Source organism: Streptomyces sp. NPDC031132 (genome assembly GCF_055570595.1).
The window spans coordinates 220,812-242,238 of sequence record NZ_JBVIGX010000008.1; the positions used below are offsets into that span (position 1 = coordinate 220,812).

Sequence of the window (21,427 nt, forward strand, 5' to 3'; positions counted from 1 at the left end):
GCTGCGTGCGGTGCGTGCGCAAGGTGGCACGTGGCGTGATCGAAGATGAACGTAGCTCTGTCATATTCCAGCAGTTCCAGCTGCTTTCGAAATGCGCCCCTTGTTCGTGCCCTCACCCGGACTAGCGTCCCGGGGCCATGGGACACCTCGACCACGCGGCCTATGGCTGGCTGACACCCGTACTGTCATATGTGATGGCATCCATCGGCGCCGCCCTCGGGCTGCGCTGCACCGTCCGCGCACTCGCCGCGACGACCGGATCCTCCCGCCGCAACTGGCTCCTCACCGCGGCCTCCGCCATCGGCACCGGCATCTGGACGATGCACTTCGTCGCGATGCTCGGCTTCAACGTCACCGGCACCGAGATCCACTACAACGTGCCCCTGACCATCCTCAGCCTGCTCGTCGCCATGATCGTCGTCGGCGCCGGCGTCTTCGTCGTCGGCTACGGAGGGGACCGCGGCCGCGCCCTGGTCCTCGGTGGGCTCACCACCGGCCTCGGCGTCGCCAGCATGCACTACCTCGGCATGGCCGCCCTGCGCCTGCACGGCAGCATCTCGTACGACCCGCTCGCGGTCGGGCTCTCGGTCGCCATCGCCGTCGTCGCGGCCACCGCCGCGCTGTGGGCCGCGCTCAACATCAAGGCGCCGGCCGCCGTCGCCGTCGCCTCGCTCGTCATGGGCGCCGCCGTCAGCAGCATGCACTACACCGGGATGATGGCGGTCGCCGTCCGCGTCGTCCCCTCGGACCACGCCCTGCCGGGCGCCACCGCGATGCAGTTCATCTTCCCGCTCGCCGTCGGGCTCGGCTCGTACCTCTTCATCACCTCCGCGTTCGTCGCGCTCTCCCCGACCGCCGACGAGCGTGCCGCCTCCGCCTCGGCCGCCCGGCACATGGGCGGGCAGACGCCCGGGCCGGCGGCGGCCCGCTGAACCACTGACCCGGGCGGCCTGATCGGCCCGCCCGCCCCCCCCCCCCCGACTCGCCCCCCCCGGACCGCACCCCGAACGAGGAGCCCATGCGCACACCCCGCAGACCACCGGAAGCAGCGGCGCCGCAGCTGCCCGCGCCCCCGGCGCGCGGCCGCCGGGCCCACGCCGGACCGCCCGCCGAGGAGCCGGCGGCGCAGCAGGACCGGCGGACCGGCCTTCCCGGCCCGGCGGCCGTCGCAGCCGTCGGCGGATCGCGCCGGCTGCGGCTGCGCCCCGCCACCGTCCGAGCGAAGATCGTGTCGCTCCTGATGGTCCCCGTCGTCTCGCTGCTCGCCCTCTGGGGCTTCGCGACCGTCAGCACCGCCCAGGACATCGCCCGGCTCAGCCGCGTCCAGCGGGTCGACGAGCAGATACGCACCCCCGTCGCCGCCGCCGTCACCGAGCTCCAGGCCGAACGCCGCGCCGCCGTCCGCCACCTGGCCGACCCCGCCGCCGACCAGGGCGCCGCCCTGGAACAGCAGTCGCGGCGCACCGACGCCGCCGTCGCGCGGCTGCGGCTCGGCGACCGGCACACCGTCGCCGAGTCCGGTGACCACCGCACCGAAGTCGTCGTCCGCGTCGAGGCCTTCGTGGCCGCGTCGGAGGGGCTCGCCTCCACCCGCAAGGACGTCGCGGACCGGCGCGCGACCCCGGAAGCGGCGTACGAGACGTACACCCGCGTGGTGGACAGCGCCCTGTCCGTCGGCGGCGCCCTCTCCGGCGGTCAGAAGGCCGAACTCGGCCCCGACGCGCGCGTCCTGCTCGAATTCGCACGCGCCGGGGAACTCCTCTCCCGTGAGGACGCGCTGATCGCCGCGCCCGGCCCGCGCACCGCCGAAACGCTTCGGCGCCTCACCGGCCTCGTCGAGACCCGCCGCGCCCTCACCGCGAGTTCCGCCGACGACCTGCCCGCCGCCCAGCAGGCCGCCTGGCAGTCGGTGGCCAAGAGCGCCGCGTACGCCGAACTGACCGCTGCCGAGGACCGGGCGCTCGCCGCGGGGGCGACGACGGGCACCGGGACGGCCGGTGGGTCACCCGGCGGTTCGGCCAAGGACGCGGCCCGCGGTGCGCCGGCCGGCTGGGACGCGGCGTACACGAGCATCAGCACCTCCATGCGCGAGATCGAAACCACCGCGCACGCCGCAGCCGCCGACCGCACCGACCCCCTCGCCCAGGCCGGGCTCAGCCCCGCCGGCGCCGCCGTACTGCTGGGCCTCGCCGCCGTGGCCGCCTCCCTCGTCATCTCCGTGCGCATCGGCCGCGCCCTCGTCGTGGAACTCGTCTCGCTGCGCAACACCGCCCTGGAGATCGCCCACCGCAAGCTCCCCCACGCGATGGACCGGCTGCGGGCCGGCCAGGACATCGACGTCGACGCCGAGACCCCGCCGCCACCGCCCGCCGACGACGAGATCACCCAGGTCGGCGAGGCGCTGGCCACCGTCCACCGGGCGGCCCTCAGCGCGGCCGTCGAACGCGCCGAGCTCGCCAGCGGGGTGAGCGGCGTCTTCGTCAACCTCGCCCGCCGCAGCCAGGTCCTGGTGCACAAGCAGCTCACCCTGCTCGACTCGATGGAGCGGCGCGCCGACGACCCCGGCGAACTCGGCGACCTCTTCCGCCTCGACCACCTCACGACGCGGATGCGCCGGCACGCCGAGAGCCTGATCATCCTGTCGGGCGCCGCCCCCGGGCGCGCCTGGCGGATGCCGGTCCCACTGACCAACGTCGTACGGGCCGCCGTCTCCGAGATCGAGGACTACCCGCGCGTCGAGGTCCGCCAGCTGGCCGAGGCAGCCGTGATCGGCGGCGCCGTCGCCGACCTCACGCACCTGCTGGCCGAACTCATCGAGAACGCAGCCCAGTTCTCCCCGCCCCACACCAAGGTCCGTGTCAGCGGCGAGCCGGTCGGCGCCGGATACGTCCTGGAGGTCGAGGACCGCGGGCTCGGCATGGGCCGCGAGACCCTCCACGAGGCCAACCGGCGCATCGAGCAGTCCGAGGCCCTCGACCTGTTCGACAGCGACCGGCTCGGGCTGTTCGTGGTCAGCCGCCTCTCGGCCCGGCACGGTGTACGGGTGCACCTGCGCACGTCACCGTACGGGGGCACCACCGCCGTCGTGCTCCTGCCCAACTCCCTGCTCCAGGGCGCGATCGAGACGGGCTCCGCGCCGGCAGCGGTCGCGGACCGGGACCCGTTGCTCGAGGCCTCGACGGAACCGGAGCAGCCGGCACCGCAGCCGCCCGCGATGACCGTCGTACGGGAGGACGCCCGCCGCTCGGCGGTACGGGAGGACGGGCGCGGCATCCCGCTCCCGGACCGCGGCCCCGTACGGGAGGAGCCGCGCCCGGCCCCGGTGGCCTCGCTGCGGCCGCGGAGTCCCGCGGGTGCGGTCGCCCGTACGCAGGCCGCACCGGTACCGGCGGCGGCTTCGGATTCCGCTTCGGCACCGGGCCCTGGGCCCGCGCCCGCCCCGCGGCTCGCCGGAGGCTCCGCCTCCGTGCCCGACGCCCCGGTCACCGAACTGCCGCGCCGCGTGCGCCAGGCCAGCCTGGTCCCGCAGCTGCGCGAGACCCCCGCTCCGAAGGTCCCGGCCGGGGCGCGCCCGCCCGAGGACCCGCCGGGGCGCAGCCCGGAGCAGGCCCGGGACCGGATGGCGGCCTACCGGGCCGGCTGGGTCCGCGGGGCCCAGGAGAACGCCGCCCACGCAGGCAGTGAAGGAGAAGTGTGATGATCGAGCACCAGAGATTCGACCTCGACGGCGTCCGCAGGTCCGGCGAACTGGACTGGCTGCTGGACGACCTCGTGGTCCGGGTCCGCGAGGTCCGCCATGCCGTGGTCCTGTCCAACGACGGCCTGGCGGTGGGCGCGTCCAGTGCGCTCAGCCGGGAGGACGCGGAGCACCTGGCCGCCGTGGCCTCCGGATTCCACAGTCTGGCGAAGGGCGCGGGCCGGCACTTCCACGCCGGGGGCGTGCGCCAGACGATGGTGGAGATGGACGAGGGCTTCCTCTTCGTCGCGGCCGCCGGGGACGGTTCCTGCCTGGCCGTCCTCAGCGCGGCGAGCGCCGACATCGGGCTGATCGCCTACGAGATGGCCCGGCTCGTGAAGCGGGTCGGGGAGCACCTGTACACCCCGTCCCGGTTCGCGGCGCGGCCGCCGGCCGCAGGCTGAGAGCGGCGGTCCGGTACATGAACGGCCAGTGGTACGACGCCGACGCGGGCCCGCTCGTCCGTCCGTACGCCATGACCGGCGGGCGTACGAAGCCGGGACCGCACGGGGTCCGGTTCGACCTGATCGCGCTGGTCGTCATAGACAACGAGGGCGCTGCGGGCGCCGATGCGGCGGCCGAGTCGCTGCTGGGCCCCGAACACCGGGCACTGCTCGGGCTCTGCCGGTCCGAGACCCAGTCGGTGGCGGAGCTCGCGGCGGACGCGGACCTGCCCGTGGGCGTGGTGCGGGTGCTGCTCGGGGACCTGTTGGAGGGCGGGCACGTCAAGGTCAGCCGGCCGGTGCCGCCCGCCCGGCTGCCGGACGAGCGGATTCTGCGGGAAGTCATCGAGGGATTGCGAGCGCTGTGATGGGACAACACCACGACGGACCCGGCGGACCGGCCCCGGTGCCCGGCCCGGACCAGGATCCGGAGGCCGACGGGGAACTGGCCGCTCTCGCGCTGAAGATACTCGTGGCGGGCGGGTTCGGGGTCGGCAAGACCACGCTGGTCGGTGCGGTCAGCGAGATCCGGCCGCTGCGGACGGAGGAGCTGCTCAGCGAGGCGGGCGAACTGGTCGACGACACGGGCGGGGTGGCCCAGAAGACGACCACGACCGTGGCCATGGACTTCGGGCGGATCACCATCCGGTCCGGACTGTCGCTCTACCTGTTCGGGACACCGGGGCAGGACCGGTTCTGGTTCCTGTGGGACGAGCTGTCGCAGGGCGCTCTGGGAGCCGTGGTGCTCGCGGACACCCGTCGGCTGGAGGACTGCTTCCCGGCGGTGGACTACTTCGAGCACCGGCGCATCCCGTTCGTGGTGGCCGTCAACTGCTTCACGGACGCGCGGCGGTACGGGGCGCACGAGGTCTCGCGGGCACTGGACCTGGAGTCGGGGACGCCGGTGGTGCTGTGCGATGCGCGGGACAAGGATTCGGGGAAGGAGGTGCTGATCAGGCTGGTCGAGTATGCCGGGCGGGTGCACACCGCCCGGCTGCTCGACTCGGTGGAGCCGCAGGCCGATTCCGTGTGAGGCGGGCCTGCGGTGGCGGGCGGTGCCCGCCTCAGTGGGTCACGCCGGCAACGGTGATCACTTTGTCGATGGTGACGCGGACGAGGAGTTCGCCGGGGACGGCGTTGCGGCGGCCGAAGGCCTGGGCGCTCTCCTCTCCCATGTAACGGGCGCTGATCCGCGTCGCCCAGGGGAGCATCTCCTCCAAGTCCTCGCTGATATCGGCGCGTCCTTGGAGGACGACGTAGGAGAACGGCGGACGGTCGTCGTCCACGCAGAGCGCGACCCGCCCGTCGCGGAGGAGGTTGCGGCCCTTGACCGTGGCCTTGCCGGTGTTGAACACGAAGGAATCACCGTCGAGAACGAACCAGATGGGTGCGATGTGCGGACTGCCGTCCTCGCGGACGGTGGACAGCTTTCCGGTGCGGGTCCCGTACGAGACGAATGCCCGCCATTCCTCTTGAGTCATCTTCTTCGCCATGGGGACATCCTCCTTGCCCGAAAGGCGCTGGTGGGGAAGGCTGGCGTGGACTTACTACGAGGGGTGGGGCGCGGCCACGCCGGCGGCGTCGACGGGGAGGGGCTCGAAATGGCACTGGACAAGCAGCTGGACTGGCTGCTCGACGACCTGACGCGCAGGGTCCAGCAGGTCAGGCATGCGGTGGTGCTGTCCAACGACGGCCTGGTGACGGGTGCGAGCGCGGGGCTGGCGCGGGAGGACGCGGAGCACCTGGCTGCGGTGGCGGCGGGGCTGCAGAGCCTGGCGAAGGGGTCGGGCCGACATTTCCGGGCCGGCGAGGTACGGCAGACGATGGTCGAGTACGACGACGGCGTGCTGTTCGTCATGGCGGCGGGCGCGGGGAGTTCGCTGTGCGTGCTCAGCGCCGCCGAGGCCGACATCGGTCAGGTCGCGTACGAGATGACGCTGCTGGTCAACCGGGTGGGTGAACACCTGGGGGTGGCGGAGCGGCGGATCACCGGGGGCTGATGCCTTCCGGTTTCCGGAGTTATCCACAGGCCTCGCGGGGTGTCGTAGCGCTGGGTTACGGTCTTCACACAGAGTAATCATCACTCGTGGGGGAGGACCGTCATGAAGGTCGCGACGCAGTCGGGGCACGTGTTGCCGGATGCAGGGGCGCAGGCCCTGCCGGATGTACGGGCGCACGGGCCGGCGGTGTTACGGGCGGACGGGCCGGCGGTGGTACGGGCGCACGGCCCCCTGGCGGCGCGGGCGGACGTGCCGGCGGACGCCTCGGTGGGCGGTGCCCGGGCAGCCGAGGAGCTGAGGCTGACCCGGACCGAGTTCGCGCGGGCCGTCCAGCTGGGCATCGTACGGGCCGGTCCGCCGGCGCCGGGCGGGGCCGTACGGTACACGCGGGCCGAGCTCGAGCGGATCCGGTCGGCCGATGGGTTCCCGGACGCGCTGCGCGAGCGGGTCGAGACCGTGGCCGGAGCCGAGGCCGCGGGCGGGGTGCTGGGGATCAGCCCCGGCCGGTTCACCCGGCTCGCGCGCTGCGGACACCTCACCCCGATCGGCTACCGGATCAACCGCTACCGGGTGGTGGTGTGGCTCTATCTGGCCGCGGAGCTGCGGGAGTTCGCCGTCCGGGAGGAGGCGGGGATGCTGCGCGGGAGCGCGCCCCCGGCCGACCGGGAACTGATGGCGGCCAAGGCGGATCTGCGGCCGCGGAAGTGGCGGGGGCGGCATGTGGGGCTGCTGCTGAGACGAACCGCCGACCCCTGGGAGCGGGCTGCTGTCCTTGCCTCCGTACTCCCAGACGACGAGCTGCTGGAGGCCGTGCCCGACCCGGCGGAGCGCCTCCTGCTCGCCGCACTCGCCCCGCCCCCGCCGTACGGGCACCCGCAGATCCCGGCCGCGGCGGCCGTGGCGCTCCGGCTGTTACGGGCGGAGCCGCCGGACGAGATCCACTGGTACCGCACCAGCCTGGACTTCGCGCTGACCGGGGCGCGCGGTCAGTCGAAGTCGACGGGGGAGAGGGGGCCGACGTAGACCCAGGCCCCGGCCTCGCGGGTGAAGGCGCTGTGCTCGTGCAGGGAACCGGCGTGCCGGCCCTCGCGGTAGTACGCCCGGAACTCCACCGAACCCTCCGTCTCGAACATCCCGCCGCGCTCGGCGGCGAGGATCTCGAGGCGCTCCCAGCGCTGGTCGGGATCCAGGTCGAGCCGGGCGGGCCGGGTGCTCGAGTGCCAGGAGCGCATCAGATAGGCGGTGTCGCCGACGGCGAACGCACTGAAGCGGGAGCGCATCAGCAGCTCGGCGGTGGGCGCCTGCTGCGCACCGGAGTGGAAGCGGCCGCAGCAGTCCGGGTAGGCGGCGGGCAGCCCGCAGGGGCAGGGGAGGGCCGGGGTGGGCATGGGTGTGCTCAGCTCTTCGGGGACGGGGCGGACTACTGGGGGGACACGGGCGGCTTGGCCGCGTTCTCGGCGTACGGGCGGAAGAGGCCTTCCTGGACCACGGAGACCAGCAGCCTGCCCTCCACGTCGTAGATACGGCCGCGGGCCAGGCCCCGGCCGCCGTGCGCGATCGGTGATTCCTGGTCGTACAGGAACCACTCGTCCGCACGGAACGGCCGGTGGAACCACATGGCGTGGTCCAGCGAGGCCATGTCGAACCCGCGCATGCCCCACAGGGGTTCCACGGGGATGCGCACGGCGTCGAGGAGGGTCATGTCACTGGCGTAGGTGAGGGCGCAGGTGTGTACCAGCGGGTCGTCGCCCAGCGGGCCGACCGCGCGCATCCACACCGCGCTGCGCGGATCGGCGTCCTTGAGCTCCTCGGGAGTCCAGCGGAGCCGGTCCGTGTACCGGATGTCGAACGGCTGGCGGCGGGCCATCCGCTCCAGCGCCTCGGGCAGCGCGCCCAAGTGCTCGCGGATCTCGTCCGCGACCTTCGGGAGCGTGTCCGGGTGGGGGAAGTCGAGTCGGGGAGGCAGCTGGTGCTCGATGCTGCCCTCCTCCGGATGATGGAAGGAGGCGGTGAGATTGAAGATCGTCTTGCCCTGCTGGACCGCGGTGACGCGGCGCGTGGTGAAGGACCGCCCGTCGCGCACCCGCTCCACCTGGTACACGATCGGCACGCCCGGGATGCCCGGGCGCAGGAAGTACGCGTGCAGCGAGTGGACCGGGCGGTCGCTCTCGGTGGTGCGGCCGGCGGCCACCAGCGCCTGGCCGGCGACCTGCCCGCCGAAGACCCGCTGGAGGGACTCCTGCGGGCTGGCGCCGCGGAAGATGTTGACCTCGATCTGCTCCAGGTCGAGCAGATCGACCAGTCTCTCGGCCGGGTTCGTCATCAGGGGTTCTCCACTCTCGGGTCCGGGCGGAGCCGGCGGGACTCCGGCGTCGCCGGGGCCGGTCGCTGTCGGGGGTCGGTCAGAGCGCGCCGAGCTCACCGACCGAGGTCAGCCGGATGATCGCACGGCCTTCCTCGTCGGAGGCCGCGAGGTCGACCTCGGCGCTGATGCCCCAGCCATGGTCCCCGTTGGGGTCCGCGAAGGTCTGGCGGACGCGCCACAGGCCGTGCGCCGCGTCCTCCTCGATCTGGAGCAGCTTCGGGCCGCGCGCGTCGGGACCCGTGCCCAGGTCGTCGTACTCGTCCCAGTACGCGTCCATGGCCTCGCCCCAGGCGTCCGCGTCCCAGCCGGCCTCGCCGTCCAGCTCGCCCAGCTGGTCGACGTGGTCCAGCGCGGCGAGCTCGACGCGGCGGAACATGGCGTTGCGGACCAGGACGCGGAAGGCGCGCGCGTTCGCGGTGACCGGCTTGACCTGGTCGGCCTTCTCCTGGGCCTGCTCCGCCGTCTCCACCTCCGGGTTCGCCAGCTGCTCCCACTCGTCGAGCAGGCTGGAGTCGACCTGGCGGACGAGCTCGCCCAGCCAGGCGATGAGGTCCTGGAGGTCCTCGGACTTGAGGTCGTCGGGGATGGTGTGGTCCAGCGCCTTGTACGCGCTCGCCAGGTAGCGCAGCACGATGCCCTCGGTGCGGGCGAGCTCGTAGAAGGAGGTGAACTCGGTGAAGGTCATCGCGCGCTCGTACATGTCGCGGATGATCGACTTCGGGGAGACGGGATGGTCGCCGACCCACGGGTGGCTCTTGCGGTACACGTCGTAGGCGTGGAAGAGGAGCTCTTCGAGCGGCTTGGGATAGGTGACGTCCTGGAGACGCTCCATCCGCTCCTCGTACTCGATCCCGTCGGCCTTCATCGCGCCCACGGCGATGCCGCGCTCCTTGTTCTGCTGGGCCGCCAGGATCTGGCGCGGGTCGTCCAGCGTGGACTCGACGACGGAGACCATGTCCAGCGCGTAGGAAGGGGACTCGGGGTCCAGCAGGTCGAAGGAGGCCAGCGCGAAGGTGGACAGCGGCTGGTTGAGCGCGAAGTCCTGCTGGAGGTCGACGGTGAGCCGGATGGTGCGGCCCTCCGCGTCCGGGGTGTCGAGCTTCTCGACCACGCCGCCGTCCAGCAGCGAGCGGTAGATCGCGATGGCCCGGCGGATGTGCCGCAGCTGGGCCTTGCGCGGCTCGTGGTTGTCCTCGAGGAGGTGGCGCATCGCCTGGAAGGCATCGCCCGGACGGGCGATGACCGACAGCAGCATGATGTTGGTGACCTTGAAGCGGGAGGTGAGCGGCTCCGGGTCCGCGGCGATGAGCTTCTCGAAGGTGGTGTCCGACCAGGCGACGAAGCCCTCGGGAGCCTTCTTGCGCACCACCTTGCGGCGCTTCTTCGGGTCGTCGCCCGCCTTCGCGAGGGCCTTCTCGTTCTCGATGACGTGCTCGGGCGCCTGGGCGACCACATAGCCCGCCGTGTCGAAGCCGGCCCGGCCCGCGCGGCCGGCGATCTGGTGGAACTCGCGGGCGCGCAGCGTGCGGACCCGGTTGCCGTCGTACTTGGTGAGCGCGGTGAACAGCACCGTACGGATGGGCACGTTGACGCCGACGCCGAGGGTGTCGGTACCGCAGATGACCTTCAGCAGGCCGGCCTGGGCGAGCTTCTCGACCAGGCGCCGGTACTTGGGCAGCATGCCGGCGTGGTGGACGCCGATGCCGTGCCGGACGTAGCGGGAGAGGTTCTGCCCGAACTTGGTGGTGAAGCGGAAGTTGCCGATCAGGTCGGCGATCTTGTCCTTCTCCTCGCGGGTGCACATGTTGATGCTCATCAGCGACTGCGCCCGCTCGACGGCCTGGGCCTGCGTGAAGTGCACGATGTACACCGGGGCCTGCCGGGTCTCCAGCAACTCGGTGATCGTGTCGGTGATCGGCGTGGTGACGTACTCGTAGGACAGCGGGACGGGCCGGCTCGCGGAGCGGACCACCGAGGTCGGCCGACCGGTGCGCCGGGTCAGGTCCTCCTCGAACCGCTTCACGTCGCCGAGGGTCGCCGACATGAGGATGAACTGGGCCTGCGGGAGCTCCAGCAGCGGGATCTGCCAGGCCCAGCCGCGGTCCGGCTCGGCATAGAAGTGGAACTCGTCCATGACGACCTGGCCGATGTCGGCGTACTTGCCGTCACGCAGGGCGATGGAGGCCAGCACCTCGGCGGTGCAGCAGATCACCGGGGCGTCCGCGTTCACGGAGGCGTCGCCGGTCAGCATGCCTACGTTCTCGGTGCCGAAGAGCTTGCACAGGTCGAAGAACTTCTCCGACACCAGCGCCTTGATGGGGGCGGTGTAGAAGGTCACCTTGTCCTGGGCGAGGGCGGTGAAGTGCGCGCCCGCCGCGACGAGGCTCTTGCCGGAGCCGGTCGGGGTGGACAAGATCACGTTCGCCCCCGAGACGACCTCGATCAGCGCCTCCTCCTGTGCCGGGTACAGGGTGATGCCCTGATCCTCCGCCCACGAGGAGAAAGCCTCGAAGAGGGCGTCGGGGTCGGCGTTCGGCGGGAGCTGATCAATGAGGGTCACACCCCCCATCTTGCCTGGCTTCCTGCCGGAAGAGGGAACCGGCGGATGCGGCGAAGATCACCGACGGTACGCTGTGCCGTTGACCGGGCCCGAACGAAACCGTCAACAGGGCCCGACCACCACATGACTGGGGCGGGGAACGACCATGATGGGTCCGGCGCACTCACTGTCCGGGGCGGCAGCCTGGCTGGGGGTGGGAGCGGGGGGGGGGGGGGGCGGGCACCCGACACCCCGGCCGGTTCTCGTCGTCGGCGCGCTCATCTGCGCAGGCGCCGCCCTCGCCCCCGACCTGGACCACAAGTCGGCGACGATCTCGCGCGCCTTCGGCCCGCTCTCCCGGGGCCTGTGCGAGGTGGTCGACAAGATCTCCTACGCCGTCTACAAGGCGACCCGCGCCCCGAAGGACGCCCGCCGCACCGGCGGTCACCGCACCCTGACGCACACCTGGCTGTGGGCCGTCCTGATCGGCGCCGGCTCCTCCGCGCTCGCGGCCACCACCGACCGCTGGGGCGTGCTCGTCCTGCTCTTCGTCCACCTGGTCCTGGCCGTCGAGGGCCTGCTGTGGCGGGCCGCCCGGATGTCCAGCGACGTCCTCGTCTGGCTGCTGGGCGCGACCAGCGCCTGGATCCTGGCCGGAGTCCTCGACCAGCCGGGCAACGGCGCCGGGTGGCTGTTCACCGGTCCCGGCCAGGAATACCTCTGGCTCGGCCTGCCGATCCTGCTCGGCGCCCTGGTCCACGACATCGGCGACGCGCTGACCGTCTCCGGCTGCCCCATCCTGTGGCCCCTCCCGATCGCCGGGAAGCGCTGGTACCCCATCGGCCCGCCCAAGGGGCTGCGCTTCCGGGCAGGCAGCTGGGTGGAGCTCAAGGTCCTCATGCCCGTGTTCATGCTGCTCGGCGGCATGGGCGGAGCCTCCGCCCTCGGCTTCATCTAGTCCGTCGGGCACGGCAAGGGCCCCGCTCCCCCGCGTCAGCGGGGGAGCGGAGCCCCGTACGACGGGCGGTGCGGGCCGGTCAGCCGTGCCAGGAGCGCCACAGGGCCGCGTAGGCGCCGTCCGCCGCGACCAGCTCGTCGTGCGAGCCCAGTTCGCTGATCCGGCCGCCCTCGACCACCGCGATCACGTCCGCGTCGTGCGCGGTGTGCAGCCGGTGGGCGATGGCGATGACCGTACGGCCGTCCAGCACCCGGGCCAGCGAACGCTCCAGATGCCGGGCGGCCCGCGGGTCCAACAGCGAGGTGGCCTCGTCCAGGACCAGCGTGTGCGGGTCCGCCAGCACCAGCCGCGCCAGCGCGATCTGCTGCGCCTGCGCCGGGGTCAGCGCCGTACCGCCCGAACCCACCTCGGTGTCCAGACCGGTCTCCAGCGCCCGGGCCCAGCCGTGCGCGTCCACCGCCTCGAGCGCCGCCCACAGCTCGGCGTCGGCCGCCTCGGTGCGCGCCAGCCGGAGGTTGTCCCGCAGCGAGCCCACGAACACGTGGTGCTCCTGATTGACCAGCGCCACCTGCTCGCGCACCCGCTCCGCGGGCATCCGCGAAAGCTGCGCCCCGCCGAGGGTCACCTCGCCGGTCCGCGGCGCGTAGATGCCCGCCAGCAGCCGGCCCAGCGTGGACTTGCCCGCCCCGGAGGGGCCGACCAGCGCCATCCGGGTACCCGGCGGCACGGACATGGACACCTGGTGCAGCACGTCCACGCCCTCCCGGTAGCCGAAGTGCACCTCGTCGGCCCGGACGTCCCGCCCCGCCGGGGAGACGGCGGCGTCGCCCGCGTCCGGCTCGATCTCCCGCACGCCCACCAGGCGGGCGAGGGAGACCTGGGCGACCTGCAGCTCGTCGTACCAGCGCAGGATCAGGCCGATCGGGTCGACCATCATCTGGGCCAGCAGCGCGCCCGTGGTCAGCTGCCCGACCGACATCCAGCCCTGCAGCACGCAGTAGCCGCCGATCATCAGCACGGAGCCGAGAATCGTCACGAAGGTGACGTTGACGACCGGGAAGAGGACCGTCCGCAGGAACAGCGTGTACCGCTCCCAGGCCGTCCACTCCTTGATCCGCCGCTCCGACAGCGCGATCCGGCCCGGTCCGAGGCGGTGCGCCTCGACCGTGCGTCCGGCGTCCACCGTCTCGGTGAGCACCGCCGAGACCGCCGCGTACCCGGCGGCCTCCGACCGGTACGCCGAGGGCGCCCGCTTGAAGTACCAGCGGCAGCCGGTCACCAGCACCGGCAGCGCCACCAGCGCGGCCAGGGCCAGCGGCGGTGCGGTCACGGTGAGCGCCCCGAAGAGCAGCCCGGCCCAGACCACACCGATCGCCAGCTGCGGAACGGCCTCGCGCATCGCGTTCGCCAGCCGGTCGATGTCGGTGGTGATCCGCGACAGCAGGTCACCGGTGCCGGCCCGCTCCAGCACGCCCGGCGGCAGGCCCACGGACCGCACCAGGAAGTCCTCGCGCAGATCGGCCAGCATCTCCTCGCCGAGCATCGCGCCGCGCAGCCGGACCAGCCGGACGAAGAACGTCTGGACCACGAGGGCCAGCGCGAACAGCAGGGCCACGCGCCCCAGATGGAGCTCGCGCGCCCCCGCCGCCAGCTGGTCCACGACCCGGCCCAGCAGGTACGGGCCGACCATGGAGGCGATCACCGCGACCGCGTTGACCGTCACCAGCACCACGAAGGCCCGCCGGTGCCGCCGGAACAGGCCGCGCACATAGCCCCGTACGGTCGCCGTCGTGCCCACGGGCAGGGTGGCGGCCGATTCGGGGGCCGCCGGATCGTATTGCGGCGGCGCCAGGCCGATCATGCGGATTCCTCGATCTCTGTCAGTGCTTTTTCCAGCTGGGCTTCTTCCAGCCGGGTCAGTTCCACCCGGGCCACCCGCTGCTCCTCGTCGGTCTCGCGGGTGACGACCGCCCGGTAGAGCGGTTCGCCGTGCAGCAGTTCGCGGTGCGTACCGGTCGCCGCGACCGCGCCCTCGTGGATCAGGACCACCCGGTCGGCACGGTCCAGGAGCAGCGGCGAGGAGGCCAGTACCACCGTCGTGCGCCCGGCGCGCAGAGCGCGGATCCCGTCCGCGATCCGCGCCTCGGTGTGCGAGTCGACCGCCGAGGTCGGCTCGTCCAGCACCAGCACCTCCGGGTCGGTGGCCAGGGACCGCGCCAGCGCGAGCCGTTGGCGCTGCCCGCCGGACAGGGACCGGCCGCGTTCGGTGATCCGTGCGTCCATCGGGTCGTCCACCCCGTCCGGCGCCGACTGCAGCAGCGCGTCCAGGACGTCCCCGCACTGGGCGGCGGCGAGCGCCTCCCCGGGCTCGACCGCTCCGGACGCCGGTACGGCGAACAGCTCGCGCAGGGTTCCGGACAGCAGCACCGGGTCCTTGTCCTGTACGAGGACCAGTGTGCGCGCGGTGTCCAGCGCGAGCTCGTCCAGTGCGACCCCGCCCAGCAGCACCGAGCCCCGGTCGGCAGCCGGTCCGTCGTCCGCCGGATGACCGCCGAGGCGCTCGGCGAGGCGGCCTGCCAGGTCCGGGTCGCCGCAGACCACGGCGGTGAACCGGCCCGCCGGTGCCAGCAGTCCGGTCGCGGGGTCGTACAGGTCCCCGCCGGGAGCCGGAGCCTGGGCAGTCCCGGCGTCCGGCGCCGCCGGCTCCGGGGCGTCCGTACGCGTCAGCGACAGCACCCGGGCGGCCCGCTGGGCGGAGGGCCGGGAGAAGGAGTACGCCATGGCGATCTCCTCGAAGTGCCGCAGCGGGTAGAGCATCGTCGCCACCGCGCTGAAAGCGGCGACGAGTTCACCGACCGCCAGCCGGCCGTCCAGTACGAGCACCGAGCCGTACCAGACCACGGTGATCAGCAGCGCGCCCGGCAGCAGCACCTGGATCGCGGAGATCAGCGCCCACATCCGGGCGCTGCGCACGGCCGCCTTGCGGACCTCCTGCGAAGCCTCGCGGTAGCGGCCGAGGAACAGCTCCTCGCCGCCGATGCCGCGCAGCACCCGCAGGCCGGCCACGGTGTCGGAGGCCAGTTCGGTGGCCTTGCCGGCCTTCTCGCGCTGGATGTCGGCGCGTTGGGTGGCGCGCGGCAGCAGCGGCAGCACGGACAGGGCGAGCACCGGGACGCCGATCGCGACGACCACGCCGATCGACGGCGCGTAGAACAGCAGGCCGACGCAGATGGCGACGACGGAGAAGGCGGCGGCGAGGAAGCGGGAGACCGCCTCGACGAACCAGCCGATCTTCTCCACGTCGCCCGTGGAGACCGAGACGACTTCGCCCGCCGCGACCCGCCGGGTCAGGGCGGAGCCCAGCTCGGCGGTCTTGCGGGCGAGCAGCTGCTGCACGCGCGCGGCGGCGGTGATCCAGTTGGTGACGGCGGTCCGGTGGAGCATCGCGTCGCCGACCGAGATGGCGACGCCGATCAGCACCAGCAGCGCGCCGACCAGCAACAGCCCGGTGCCGTCGCGCCGTACGACCGCGTCGACGCCCAGGCCCACCGCGTACGGCAGCCCGGCGACGCCGCAGAAGTGCAGCAGTCCCCAGCACAGGCTCCTGACCTGTCCGCCGAGTTGGCCCCGCCCCAACCACACCAGGAAGCGCGGGCCGGATCGAGCATCGGGTACCCCGGGGTCCGGATACGGAAGATCGCTGATCTGCATGACGCCTCATGACTGGTCGAGTGGTTCAAACCGTGCAAGGTTCGCCTTCCGGACCAGCCCCGGGCAATCGATTTTGCGTTGGCCAAGGCCTTACGCGGCGGGTCGTGCGGCGCTCTTGCGGCCCGCCCGGCCGAGTGTCGCCACGTCAAGGACGGGTGGCCCGCTCCAGTTGCAGCAGCGCCGAGTAGTAGCTGCGGCCGGTGGCCCGGTCCATGCCCACCTCGCACATCCGGCTCGCCGACAGATGCGCGTCGTACGCGCGCGACGTCACCTCCGCCGCCTCGCGCTGCGTCGCCGAGGCCGTCAGCTCCGGATGCAGCATGCCCCGGTCGCCCGCGAAGGCACAGCAGCCCGCGTCGTCCGGAACCACCACCTCGGCCGCGCACGCCCCGGCCACCGCCCGCAGCTGCGCTTCGTCGCCCAAGTGCCGCATCGAGCAGGTGGGATGGAGCACCGCCGAGCCCACCGTGCGCAGGATCTCCAGGTGGGGGAGCAGCTCGTCCGCCGCCCACACGACCGAGTCGACGACCGTGAGCTCCGCGTGCAGCGCCCGGTTGTCGTCCGTCAGGAACGGGACCACCTCGTGCGCGATGCCCAGCGTGCACGAGGACGCGTCGACCACCAGCGGCAGCCGACCGCCGGCGGTCCAGCCCCAGGCGGCCTCGACGATCCGGTTGGCCATCACCCGGTTCCCGGCCTCGTAGCCCTTGGAGTGCCAGATCGTCGCGCAGCAGGTGCCCGCGACGTCACCCGGGATCCACACCGGCTTTCCGGCCCGCTCCGACACCGCCACCACGGCCTCGGGCAGGGAGGGGCCGGGCCGGCCCTCGGGCCCGCCGAAGATCCGGTTCACACAGGCCGGGTAGTACACGGCCGCCGCGCCCACCCGCGTGGTCCCGGGCAGCTTCCGTGCGGCCGCGCCGGGGATCTGCGGCAGCCACTGCGGGACGAGGTCGGGGCGTACGGTCCTGCGCGCGGCCCCGGTGAGCGCCTCCAGCAGCCTGTTCCCCACCCGGTCGGTGATCTTGTGGGCGGCGGCCACGGCCAGCCGGGCGGCGCCCTCCACGGCCTTGAACCGCGTCGCGGCGAGCGCGGCGGCCCGCTCCTCGCGCGGGCCGTGCCGCCGGCGGCGGAAGTCCCGCATCAGGGCGCCCGTGTCGATGCCGACGGGGCAGGCCAGCTTGCAGGTGGAGTCGCCCGCGCAGGTGTCCACGGCGTCGTGGCCGTAGGCCTCGAGCAGCCCGTCCAGCACGCGGGAGCCCGGCTGCTGGCGCACCATCTCCCGGCGCAGCACGATCCGTTGCCGGGGCGTGGTCGTCAGGTCCTCGCTCGGACAGGTCGGTTCGCAGAAACCGCACTCGATGCACGGATCGACCACCGCCTCCACCTGCGGAATCGTCTTCAGCCCGCGCAGATGGGCTTGCGGGTCGCGGTCGAGGAGGATGCGCGGCGCGAGCAGTCCGTCCGGATCGACGACCCGTTTCGTCCGCCACATCAGCCCGGTCGCCCGGGCCCCCCACTCCAGCTCCAGGAAGGGTGCCATGTTGCGGCCCGTGGAGTGCTCGGCCTTCAGCGAGCCGTCGAACCGCTCCACCGCCAGCCGGCAGAACGCGTCCATGAAGGCCGCGTACCGCTCGACGTCGGCGGCCTTCGCGGCGTCGAACGCGAGCAGGAAGTGCAGGTTGCCGTGGGCCGCGTGGCCGGCGACGGCCGCGTCGAAACCGTGCTCCGCCTGGAGCGCGAGGAGCGCCTCGCAGGCCTCGGCCAGCCGGGACGGCGGCACCGCGAAGTCCTCGGTGATCAGGGTGGTACCGGAGGCGCGGGCCCCGCCGACGGCGGTGACGAAGGCCTTGCGGGCCTTCCAGTAGCCGTTGATCGTCCCCGCGTCCCGGGTGAACGTGTTGGTGACCGAGGCCACCGGAGCGACCAGGTCCAGCCCGGTGAGCACCTCGGCGGCCCGGCGCTCGTACTCCGCGCGGCCCGCCTCGTCCGGAGCGCGGAACTCGACCAGCAGGGCGGTGGTGTCCTTCGGCAGGCCGGCCCAGTCGGCGGGGACGCCCTCGACGCTGACCGAGGCGCGCAGCGTGTTGCCGTCCATCACCTCGACGGCGAGGGCGCCCGCCTCGTTGAAGAGCGGTACGGCGGCGGCCGCCGCGGGCAGCGAGGGAAAGAAGAGCAGGGCGCTGGTGAGCTCGCGCTCCAGCGGCACGGTGTCGAAGACGACTTCGGCGATGAAGCCGAGCGTGCCCTCCGAGCCGACCATCAGCCCCCGCAGGATCTCGACGGGCGTGGCGCCGTCCAGGTACGCGTCGAGGCGGTAGCCGGTGGTGTTCTTGATCTCGTACTTGGCCCTGATCCGGGCGACGAGCTCCGGATCGGCCTCGATCTCCTGCTTGATCTCCAGCAGCCCGCGGCACAGCGCCGGTTCGGCTCGCGCCAGCTCCTCGTCGGCCAGCGGATCGGCGGTGTCCACGACGGTGCCGCCGGGCAGCACGAAGGTGAGGGAGGAGAGCGTGCGGTACGAGTTCCGCGTGGTGCCCGCCGTCATGCCGGACGCGTTGTTGGCGACGACTCCGCCGACGGTGCAGGCGATGGCGCTCGCCGGGTCCGGGCCGAGGATGCGCCCGTGTCGGGCGAGCGCGGCGTTGGCCCGCGCCACGGTGGTGCCGGGCCGGATCCGGGCCCGGCGGCCGTCCTCCAGCACCTCGGTGCCGGCCCAGTGGCGGCGTACGTCGACCAGGATGTCCTCGCCCTGGGCCTGACCGTTCAGCGAGGTCCCGGCGGCGCGGAAGACGACCTCGCGCCCGCGGCCGTGGGCGTACGAGAGGACCGCGGAGACGTCGTCGACGTCCTCGGCGATCACCACCACCTGCGGCACGAACCGGTACGGCGAGGCGTCGGAGGCGTAGCGGACCAGGTCGGAGACCTTCCACAGCACCTTCTCGGCGCCGAGCAGCTCCGTCAGCTCGGTGCGCAGCGGCTCCGGGGTGCCGGCGGCGTGGTGCTCCGGGACCCGGTCGGGGGCGGGGCCGCTGATGCTGCGCGGGCGCAGGGCCCCGGGCCTCGGTTCCAGCAGCGGCATGCGCGACCCCTTGCCTACTCGTTCGGCCTAGTCGCGGGGACCCGTTCCCGGCCCTCGGGGCGGCCTTCTCAGCAGCGGCGCTCCATCGGGGCGTCCGTCAGAGCGTTCAGCAGGCCGCCGAGCACTTCGCGCTGCCCGGCGGTCAACGGAGCCAGGATCTCCTCTGCCGCGTCGGTTCGCGCGTTCCGCAGCCGGCGCAGCGTGGCGCGGCCCGTGTCGGTGAGCTCGATCCTTATGACGCGCCGGTTCGCCGGGTCGGGCGCGCGGCGCACGCATTCGGCGGCCTCCAGGCCGTCCACCAGCGTGGTCACGGCGCGGGGCACGACTTCCAGACGGGCGGCGAGGTCTGCCATCCGGGGCGGCTCGTCGCCGTCGTAGTGCGAGACGAGGCGCAGCAGCCGGCTCTGGGCGGGGGTGATGCCGAGAGGTTCCAGGTGGCGCTTCTGGATCCGGTGCAGCCGGCGGGTCAACCGCAGCAGCTGTTCGGCGAGGACGCCGTCTGTGCTGTCGGTTTCGGAAGCGGTGCTCATACTGGGAACAGTACCAGGACCAGATTCATTGTGAGTATAGGTAACAATGAGCTATGCTCATGCGAGTCTCGTCAGAAGGAGGCCCATGCGCCCCGAAGAACCGAAGTGGACCCCATCGAAAGAAGCCCTGGACCCCAGCCGCCCCGCCCCAGAGGAGCAGCCGCGTGAGCTGCGCCGGATCGTGGGCCTGTTCCGCCCCTACCGCGGCCGCCTGGCCGTCGTGGGGCTGCTCGTCTGCGCCTCCTCGCTGGTCGGAGTGGCCTCGCCGTTCCTGCTGAAGGAGATCCTGGACGTCGCCATCCCCGAGGGGCGTACCGGGCTGCTCAGCCTGCTCGCGCTCGGCATGATCCTCACCGCCGTCGTCACCAGCGTGTTCGGCGTGCTCCAGACCCTGATCTCCACCACCGTCGGCCAGCGCGTCATGCACGACCTGCGCACCGCCGTGTACGCCCAGCTCCAGCGGATGCCGCTGGCCTTCTTCACCCGCACCCGGACCGGTGAGGTGCAGTCCCGCATAGCCAACGACATCGGCGGCATGCAGGCCACCGTCACCTCCACCGCGACCTCGCTCGTCTCCAACCTGACGGCCGTGATCGCCTCCGTCGTCGCGATGCTCGCGCTCGACTGGCGGCTCACCCTCGTCTCGCTGCTCCTGCTGCCGGTGTTCGTGTGGATCAGCCGGCGGGTCGGCCGCGAGCGCAAGAGGATCACGCTCCAGCGGCAGAAGCAGATGGCCGCCATGGCCGCCACGGTCACCGAGTCCTTGTCGGTGAGCGGCATCCTGCTCGGCCGCACGATGGGCCGCGCCGACTCGCTGACCCAGTCCTTCTCCGACGAGTCCGAGAAGCTCGTCGGCCTCGAGGTGCGCTCCAGCATGGCCGGGCGCTGGCGCATGTCCACCATCGGCATCGTCATGGCCGCGATGCCCGCGCTCATCTACTGGGCCGCCGGGATAGCCCTGCAGTCGGGCGCCCCCTCGCTCTCGGTGGGCACCCTCGTCGCCTTCGTCACGCTCCAGCAGGGGCTGTTCCGGCCCGCCGTGAGCCTGCTGTCGACCGGCGTGCAGATCCAGACCTCGCTCGCCCTGTTCGGCCGGATCTTCGAATACCTCGACCTGCCGGTGGACATCACCGAGCGCGCCGACGCGGTGCGCCTGGACCGGGCCCGGGGTGAGGTCCGGCTGGAGGACGTGCACTTCGCGTACGACGCCAAGCACGGGTCCACGCTGACGGGGATCGACATCACCGTCCCGGCCGGCGGCTCGCTCGCCGTGGTCGGCCCCACCGGCTCGGGCAAGAGCACCCTGAGCTACCTCGTGCCCCGGCTCTACGACGTGACCGGCGGCCGGGTCGCCCTCGACGGCGTGGACGTGCGCGACCTCGACTTCGACTCGCTGGCCCGCTCCATAGGCGTGGTCTCCCAGGAGACCTACCTCTTCCACGCCTCGGTCGCGGACAACCTGCGCTTCGCCAAGCCGGACGCCACCGACGAGGAGATCGCCGAGGCGGCCCGCGCTGCCCAGATCCACGACCACATCGAGTCCCTGCCCGACGGGTACGACACCCTGGTCGGCGAGCGCGGCTACCGCTTCTCCGGAGGCGAGAAGCAGCGCCTCGCCATCGCCCGCACCATCCTGCGCGACCCGCCGGTGCTGATCCTCGACGAGGCCACCAGCGCTCTCGACACCCGCACCGAGCATGCCGTGCAGCGGGCCATCGACAACCTGTCCCAAGGCCGCACCACGATCACCATCGCGCACCGGCTCTCCACCGTCCGCGACGCCGACCAGATCGTCGTCCTGGACAAGGGCCGTATCACCGAGCGCGGTACGCACGAGGAGCTGCTGGAGGCGGACGGCCGGTACGCCGCCCTGGTCCGCCGGGACCGGGAAGCCGCGCTCACCCCGGAGGCGGCCGCGGCCCGAGTGGTTCGGGAAGCGCCGGCGGCCAAGGCGGCCAGGTCGGCGGAGTCGGCCGGGTCGGCCGAGGGGGCCGCGCAGCCCACTCCGGTAAACGTGTGATCGTATGACGAATGTGCAGGCGTGATGCCCGACATGTGACGCT

Annotated in this window: 17 protein-coding genes; 9 read left to right on the forward strand and 8 right to left on the reverse strand. The window is 72.7% G+C overall.

The features are described from left to right. Positions 1-137: 137 nt before the first annotated feature. The 5 genes from ACZ49B_RS15065 (at position 138) to ACZ49B_RS15085 (ending at position 5,212) form a co-directional block, all read left to right on the forward strand. On the forward strand, positions 138-932 hold the full coding sequence (locus ACZ49B_RS15065) for an MHYT domain-containing protein (RefSeq protein WP_468305377.1): 795 nt from the start codon (positions 138-140) through the stop codon (positions 930-932). A gap of 86 nt (positions 933-1,018) precedes the next feature. Continuing rightward, the gene (locus ACZ49B_RS15070) at positions 1,019-3,697 is read left to right on the forward strand and encodes a sensor histidine kinase (protein WP_468305380.1); all 2,679 of its coding nucleotides are present in this window, start codon (positions 1,019-1,021) and stop codon (positions 3,695-3,697) included. Next, the gene (locus ACZ49B_RS15075) at positions 3,697-4,140 is read left to right on the forward strand and encodes a roadblock/LC7 domain-containing protein (RefSeq protein ID WP_468305383.1); all 444 of its coding nucleotides are present in this window, start codon (positions 3,697-3,699) and stop codon (positions 4,138-4,140) included. The genes ACZ49B_RS15070 and ACZ49B_RS15075 overlap by 1 nt, the downstream gene beginning before the upstream one ends. A gap of 17 nt (positions 4,141-4,157) precedes the next feature. Beyond that, positions 4,158-4,547 (forward strand): DUF742 domain-containing protein, encoded by a 390-nt coding sequence (locus ACZ49B_RS15080; protein ID WP_468305386.1) that lies wholly within the window; start codon positions 4,158-4,160, stop codon positions 4,545-4,547. After that, the gene (locus tag ACZ49B_RS15085; RefSeq protein WP_468305389.1) at positions 4,544-5,212 is read left to right on the forward strand and encodes a GTP-binding protein; all 669 of its coding nucleotides are present in this window, start codon (positions 4,544-4,546) and stop codon (positions 5,210-5,212) included. The genes ACZ49B_RS15080 and ACZ49B_RS15085 overlap by 4 nt, the downstream gene beginning before the upstream one ends. A 31-nt stretch (positions 5,213-5,243) precedes the next feature. Here the strand turns inward: ACZ49B_RS15085 and ACZ49B_RS15090 are convergent, their stop codons facing one another. Further along, positions 5,244-5,672, reverse strand: coding sequence for a PPOX class F420-dependent oxidoreductase (locus ACZ49B_RS15090; protein ID WP_468305391.1), 429 nt, complete (start codon positions 5,670-5,672; stop codon positions 5,244-5,246). A gap of 108 nt (positions 5,673-5,780) precedes the next feature. On the opposite strand from ACZ49B_RS15090, the gene ACZ49B_RS15095 reads away from it, so the two are divergent. Both ACZ49B_RS15095 and ACZ49B_RS15100 read left to right on the forward strand, forming a co-directional pair. Beyond that, entirely contained in the window at positions 5,781-6,179 is a 399-nt protein-coding gene (locus tag ACZ49B_RS15095; protein WP_030296771.1) for a roadblock/LC7 domain-containing protein, read from the forward strand. A gap of 102 nt (positions 6,180-6,281) precedes the next feature. After that, positions 6,282-7,202 carry a DUF6397 family protein gene (locus tag ACZ49B_RS15100; protein ID WP_468305393.1) on the forward strand — a complete coding sequence of 307 codons (921 nt, stop codon included), beginning with the start codon at positions 6,282-6,284 and terminating at the stop codon, positions 7,200-7,202. Here the strand turns inward: ACZ49B_RS15100 and ACZ49B_RS15105 are convergent. From ACZ49B_RS15105 to ACZ49B_RS15115, 3 genes are all read right to left on the reverse strand, one after another. Further along, a complete protein-coding gene (locus ACZ49B_RS15105) occupies positions 7,166-7,567 on the reverse strand; it encodes a YchJ family protein (protein ID WP_468305395.1) in 402 nt (133 codons plus the stop codon). The two genes, ACZ49B_RS15100 and ACZ49B_RS15105, sit on opposite strands and share 37 nt — an antisense overlap. A gap of 32 nt (positions 7,568-7,599) precedes the next feature. Beyond that, on the reverse strand, positions 7,600-8,502 hold the full coding sequence (locus tag ACZ49B_RS15110; RefSeq protein ID WP_132758806.1) for an acyl-CoA thioesterase: 903 nt from the start codon (positions 8,500-8,502) through the stop codon (positions 7,600-7,602). Between the two features lie 79 nt (positions 8,503-8,581). After that, entirely contained in the window at positions 8,582-11,104 is a 2,523-nt protein-coding gene (locus tag ACZ49B_RS15115) for a DEAD/DEAH box helicase (protein WP_468305398.1), read from the reverse strand. Between the two features lie 145 nt (positions 11,105-11,249). On the opposite strand from ACZ49B_RS15115, the gene ACZ49B_RS15120 reads away from it, so the two are divergent. Continuing rightward, the gene (locus ACZ49B_RS15120) at positions 11,250-12,041 is read left to right on the forward strand and encodes a metal-dependent hydrolase (RefSeq protein WP_468305400.1); all 792 of its coding nucleotides are present in this window, start codon (positions 11,250-11,252) and stop codon (positions 12,039-12,041) included. Between the two features lie 79 nt (positions 12,042-12,120). On the opposite strand, the gene ACZ49B_RS15125 is transcribed toward ACZ49B_RS15120, so the two are convergent. The 4 genes from ACZ49B_RS15125 to ACZ49B_RS15140 all read right to left on the reverse strand — a co-directional run bounded on the left by ACZ49B_RS15125 (position 12,121) and on the right by ACZ49B_RS15140 (position 19,364). Continuing rightward, the gene (locus ACZ49B_RS15125; RefSeq protein ID WP_468305403.1) at positions 12,121-13,902 is read right to left on the reverse strand and encodes an ABC transporter ATP-binding protein; all 1,782 of its coding nucleotides are present in this window, start codon (positions 13,900-13,902) and stop codon (positions 12,121-12,123) included. Then, on the reverse strand, positions 13,899-15,752 hold the full coding sequence (locus ACZ49B_RS15130) for an ABC transporter ATP-binding protein (RefSeq protein ID WP_468305405.1): 1,854 nt from the start codon (positions 15,750-15,752) through the stop codon (positions 13,899-13,901). Before ACZ49B_RS15130 ends, ACZ49B_RS15125 begins: the two co-directional genes overlap by 4 nt. 145 nt (positions 15,753-15,897) lie before the next feature. Then, on the reverse strand, positions 15,898-18,834 hold the full coding sequence (locus ACZ49B_RS15135; RefSeq protein WP_468305408.1) for an FAD-binding and (Fe-S)-binding domain-containing protein: 2,937 nt from the start codon (positions 18,832-18,834) through the stop codon (positions 15,898-15,900). A 68-nt stretch (positions 18,835-18,902) separates the two neighbouring features. Beyond that, a complete protein-coding gene (locus tag ACZ49B_RS15140) occupies positions 18,903-19,364 on the reverse strand; it encodes a MarR family winged helix-turn-helix transcriptional regulator (protein WP_266631687.1) in 462 nt (153 codons plus the stop codon). Positions 19,365-19,449: 85 nt separating this feature from the next. On the opposite strand from ACZ49B_RS15140, the gene ACZ49B_RS15145 reads away from it, so the two are divergent. Next, positions 19,450-21,384, forward strand: a complete 1,935-nt coding sequence (locus ACZ49B_RS15145) for an ABC transporter ATP-binding protein (protein ID WP_468305410.1) — start codon at positions 19,450-19,452, stop codon at positions 21,382-21,384. Positions 21,385-21,427 lie beyond the last annotated feature (43 nt).

Bases quoted from the DNA above. Each gene is read 5' to 3' on its own strand.
- ACZ49B_RS15065 (WP_468305377.1), top strand. From the start codon at position 138: ATGGGACACCTCGACCACGCGGCCTATGGCTGGCTGACACCCGTACTG.
- ACZ49B_RS15070 (WP_468305380.1), top strand. From the start codon at position 1,019: ATGCGCACACCCCGCAGACCACCGGAAGCAGCGGCGCCGCAGCTGCCC.
- ACZ49B_RS15075 (WP_468305383.1), top strand. From the start codon at position 3,697: ATGATCGAGCACCAGAGATTCGACCTCGACGGCGTCCGCAGGTCCGGC.
- ACZ49B_RS15080 (WP_468305386.1), top strand. From the start codon at position 4,158: ATGAACGGCCAGTGGTACGACGCCGACGCGGGCCCGCTCGTCCGTCCG.
- ACZ49B_RS15090 (WP_468305391.1), bottom strand. From the start codon at position 5,672: ATGGCGAAGAAGATGACTCAAGAGGAATGGCGGGCATTCGTCTCGTAC.
- ACZ49B_RS15095 (WP_030296771.1), top strand. From the start codon at position 5,781: ATGGCACTGGACAAGCAGCTGGACTGGCTGCTCGACGACCTGACGCGC.
- ACZ49B_RS15100 (WP_468305393.1), top strand. From the start codon at position 6,282: ATGAAGGTCGCGACGCAGTCGGGGCACGTGTTGCCGGATGCAGGGGCG.
- ACZ49B_RS15105 (WP_468305395.1), bottom strand. From the start codon at position 7,567: ATGCCCACCCCGGCCCTCCCCTGCCCCTGCGGGCTGCCCGCCGCCTAC.
- ACZ49B_RS15110 (WP_132758806.1), bottom strand. From the start codon at position 8,502: ATGACGAACCCGGCCGAGAGACTGGTCGATCTGCTCGACCTGGAGCAG.
- ACZ49B_RS15120 (WP_468305400.1), top strand. From the start codon at position 11,250: ATGATGGGTCCGGCGCACTCACTGTCCGGGGCGGCAGCCTGGCTGGGG.
- ACZ49B_RS15125 (WP_468305403.1), bottom strand. From the start codon at position 13,902: ATGATCGGCCTGGCGCCGCCGCAATACGATCCGGCGGCCCCCGAATCG.
- ACZ49B_RS15130 (WP_468305405.1), bottom strand. From the start codon at position 15,752: ATGCAGATCAGCGATCTTCCGTATCCGGACCCCGGGGTACCCGATGCT.
- ACZ49B_RS15135 (WP_468305408.1), bottom strand. From the start codon at position 18,834: ATGCCGCTGCTGGAACCGAGGCCCGGGGCCCTGCGCCCGCGCAGCATC.
- ACZ49B_RS15140 (WP_266631687.1), bottom strand. From the start codon at position 19,364: ATGAGCACCGCTTCCGAAACCGACAGCACAGACGGCGTCCTCGCCGAA.
- ACZ49B_RS15145 (WP_468305410.1), top strand. From the start codon at position 19,450: ATGCGCCCCGAAGAACCGAAGTGGACCCCATCGAAAGAAGCCCTGGAC.